Origin of the sequence: Nocardia sp. NPDC051052 (assembly GCF_044456045.1) — a bacterium.
Taxonomy (GTDB): domain Bacteria; phylum Actinomycetota; class Actinomycetes; order Mycobacteriales; family Mycobacteriaceae; genus Nocardia.
The window spans coordinates 1-3,672 of the sequence record NZ_JBITFL010000041.1 but is presented as its reverse complement, the minus strand read 5'-3'; the positions used below and the strand labels follow the sequence as shown (position 1 = coordinate 3,672).

3 protein-coding genes are annotated in these 3,672 nt (G+C 62.0%); 1 reads left to right on the top strand and 2 read right to left on the bottom strand.

Annotation, left to right across the window (positions count from 1 at the left end; genetic code table 11):
* Positions 1-390 precede the first annotated feature (390 nt).
* Entirely contained in the window at positions 391-735 is a 345-nt protein-coding gene (locus ACIBCN_RS44445) for a winged helix-turn-helix transcriptional regulator (protein WP_396998913.1), read from the bottom strand.
* Between the two features lie 399 nt (positions 736-1,134).
* Entirely contained in the window at positions 1,135-2,259 is a 1,125-nt protein-coding gene (locus ACIBCN_RS44440) for a methyltransferase domain-containing protein (protein ID WP_396998911.1), read from the bottom strand.
* A 346-nt stretch (positions 2,260-2,605) separates the two neighbouring features.
* Here ACIBCN_RS44440 and ACIBCN_RS44435 point away from each other — a divergent pair, with 346 nt between their 5' ends.
* Positions 2,606-3,349, top strand: a complete 744-nt coding sequence (locus ACIBCN_RS44435; RefSeq protein WP_396998910.1) for a DUF6585 family protein — start codon at positions 2,606-2,608, stop codon at positions 3,347-3,349.
* The last annotated feature ends 323 nt before the right edge of the window (positions 3,350-3,672 follow it).

Here is a 3,672-nt window from a genome sequence, read left to right as displayed (position 1 = left end):
TCACAGTGCTCACCGGCCGGCGGCTCAGAGACCAGCATCCCGAAACTGGAAGCTATCCGCGTGCGGTTCGCTGATCTACACCCATTAGGGTCTCAAAACTCGTGACGGAATCTCAGAATTTTTGGCGGTGACGTGGCGGATCCGCCATGGTTCTGAGATTCCGCACTCTTCGCTGGCAGATCGGCATGCTCGGCCGGTGCGGTGATCGAAGCAACCTCCGCCGACTGCCCTGACCGTTCGTCGGCATACCTTCGGACGATCAGCTCGAGGCGCAGTGGTCCGCCTGCCCTGTAAGCCGATGAGAGGTGCGAGGACCAGCTTCGAGGTGGCAGCGACGCAGGGACAGACGCCGTACTGGATGACGACCGCACCGGTGGCGTATGCCTGTCGTCAGGCTTGCAGGCGCGAAGTTTCGGGGACGTACCCTAGGCCCCAGTTCGCGACTGCGTCGAGGACGGGGCCCAGGTCACGGCCTTTGAGAGTGAGGCGGTAGCGGTGGCGAGGCGGGTTGTCCTGGTATTGGGTGCGGGTGAGGACGCCGGCTGTTTCGAGATCTCGCAGGCGCGTGGCGAGGGTGTTGGTGGGGATGGTTTCACCGCCGATCATGAAGTCGCCGTAGCGTAATTCGCCGCGCAGAAACAGGTCTCGCACGATCAGGAGGGACCAGCGGTCGCCGAATATGTCCAGTGCGCCGGCGATCGCACACTCCGATCGTCGTTGCCTAGCAGCGGGCATCACACCTCCTAGAGACACTTGCAATATTGAAGTTACCACGCCTAGAGTGACTTCAATAATTAAAGCAACTGAGGAGTCCTCGTGACCGCAACCACCCTCGACCGTACTCGTTCCATTTCCGTACCGTTGCCGCTCAGCGCGGTGTGGTTGGCTCTGATCATCACGCTCGCCGCGGCCGGCGCCTTCATCGGAGCGCCGGACGCCCCGCCGATCGCACTTGGAATCGCTACCGCCGCACCGGTTCTCGCCGCTCTCGTGCTCACGCTGCGCTCGTCGCGGTTCCGCGAATGGGCCCAGAGTCTGGATCTTCGGATGCTCACCCAATTGCAGATGTGGCGCATCATCGGGTTCACCTTGCTGGCGCTCGGCATGTCCGGAGACCTGCCCCGAGCCTTCGCCCTATCGGCCGGCCTCGGCGACATCATCGTCGGACTGACCGCACCGCTGGTCGCTGCCTATGTGGTGGGCACCGGTCGTCGCGGGATCTTCCTGGTGTGGACCGCTTTCGGTATGGTCGATCTGATCAACGCGGTCATACTGGGCCTGCTGGCACATCCCGATTCGATGGGCACGTTGCCCCTCGCCCTGATCCCGGCGTTCGGAGTCCCGTTTGCTTTCACCCTGCACATTCTGTCCCTGGCCGGCATTCGGCAGTGGCGCGATTAGCCGCGAGTAAAACGCCTCTCCCGCGTCGTCCAGTGGTGGCGCGGGACTGGCGGACAGTAGGTCCATCCAGTGGAACGAGCGCCCCATGGTCACCAGCCTGAAACGACCGAGCTCGCCTGGGAGGCCCGCCGAATTGCCGTGGACCCAAGTCGCATTGGTGATCTGCGCCGCCTGGGCTTGTCGGGCGGCTTCGACGACCATTTCGGGCTCAGGGTCCATGCCGACGGCTTCGACGACATGCTCAGCCAGAGGGAGTGTCAATTGGCCGGTGCCGCAGCCCAAGTCGAGTAGGCGCCCGGTGCCGTCGAGGTGGAACCGCTGGACGAGGTCGTCGAAGAACATTCGGGGATAGCCCGGTCGATAGCGGGCGTAGTGCCAGGCTGTTCCTGTGAATAGGCCGCTGCGGGATCTGCCGAGTGAATCGGTCACGCTCACCTCACTGCTCTTCCCGATTACCGGGTGGGGCATGGTTGGCGGGTGCCCCGAATTCATCTTGCGGTAGAGGATGCCGTCGAGCTCGCCGAGCTGCTGCAGCTCAGTTCGCCAGGCCCAATAGGCGACGAGGTCGGACTCGGTGGCCGTGGCGAGTCCGTGTCCTCGGGATTCGAGGAAGTGTACGAACCTTCGTGTGATGTAGGCGTATTCGCGCAATGTCTTGGGGTCCTTGTTCGCGTACGCGAGGTGCCGAAACCACGAGCACAGCGGCGCGATCGGCTCCATCGTGACCTCGTCCACGAACACCGGCATACCGGTAGGGATCGCGCGGAACTTGAGGAGCTGGACGACGTCCTCGGCGCCAACCGAACACCCGGAAAGGTGACCGCGCACCAACATCGGGTCCACGAACGACAGGAACAACCGCCCTCCTCTGCAAACCTCAGCGGAGAACAGTCCTACACGAAAGGTCAGAGAGCGACACGCAGATGTTCGCGCTGAGACAGTCGCGAACTACCAGAAGAAGTCGCGGCCAAATCTCAAAATGTTTGGCCATGGCTTGGCCGGTTGGCCACGATGTTGAGACGTCGCGCCGTCTGACTGGGTGGCGGCCAACTGGTTGCGCGCTCGAAGGCTGGTCTGGTCCGCCACAGCTCGATTCTTATGTCGACGAGTTCGACTCGGAGAGGTGAACGACGACGTCTAGTGGATGCCGGGCGGTAGACCAATCGTGTTACAGTGCGGGTCGTTTCGCTGCACGGGGGAAAATATGAGCGACATCACCAGCATCCCTGCCGAGGTTGCGCAGGCTGTCCATGCGGCCAACCTGGGGCAACTGATTGCCGCATTCCCCGAATCTTTTAGCCCCACCGGCTCCGGGATCGTCGCAGCTATGATCCGGGCAGAGCACAAAGTGAGCAACGATGACCGCGCCGGGGTGTTCGTCTACCACAACGGTGTGATCTGGCAGCATCGCCGCAAGAACAAGCGCAGCGCCGACGGCTGGGAAACCGAACGGCTGGATCAGTTCTACTGGGCCGATATCGCGGACTTCACTCAATCATCTCGACACGAGGCCACGCCCAACGGACTCACTCGAACCACGCACAGCTTCTGGTTCACACTCCACGACGGCCGCAAGTTCCACATCTCGCGGGAAGGACACCACGGCAGCAAAGCTAGCTTTTTCAACGGTCTGGAACGTTTCGCTGCCACGGTCGACCCACTAGTCACAGCAGCACAGATCCCGCTCGCCGAGCATGCCTTGCAGGAAGGCCAGAAAATCAGCTGCGGCATACTGTCCGTAGACGTCAACGGCATATATTCCGCACGCAACTTCCTGGCCTGGCCTGACCTCGAAGAGATGACATTCACCAACGGTTCCCTGGCTATCCGGAAACGCGGCAAGCGGCTGAAGTGGACCACCGCCTCAGCCTCGCGGGTCGCGAACCTCAGTCTCTTCCTAGCCATTACCCGAGCCATCGGCGCTCAGCATGGTGCGCGCTTGCCCTGACACCCGGTGCCCTGCCCAGGCGATCTCCCACCGCCGAACGCGTGACATACGACAGAAGCGGACGGTTAAATTGTCACGGCCCTGCGAATGTCACGCCAACACCGATCCGCAAGGAATGGCCTGAGAATTGAGACTGTCATCGATGGCCACGGTTCGAGACAACTTGAGCACTAGCAGGTCCGCACGGCGGAAGTGGCCACAACTTCCGGGACCCTACACGTGCGGATTCTGTAGACATCCCAGGTCCCTAACTTGTCAAGCGGCTTCGCGGATTGCGGTTGTGTCGCGGTGTGCCCAGGCGATGTGTTCGTCGTAGGGCAGGT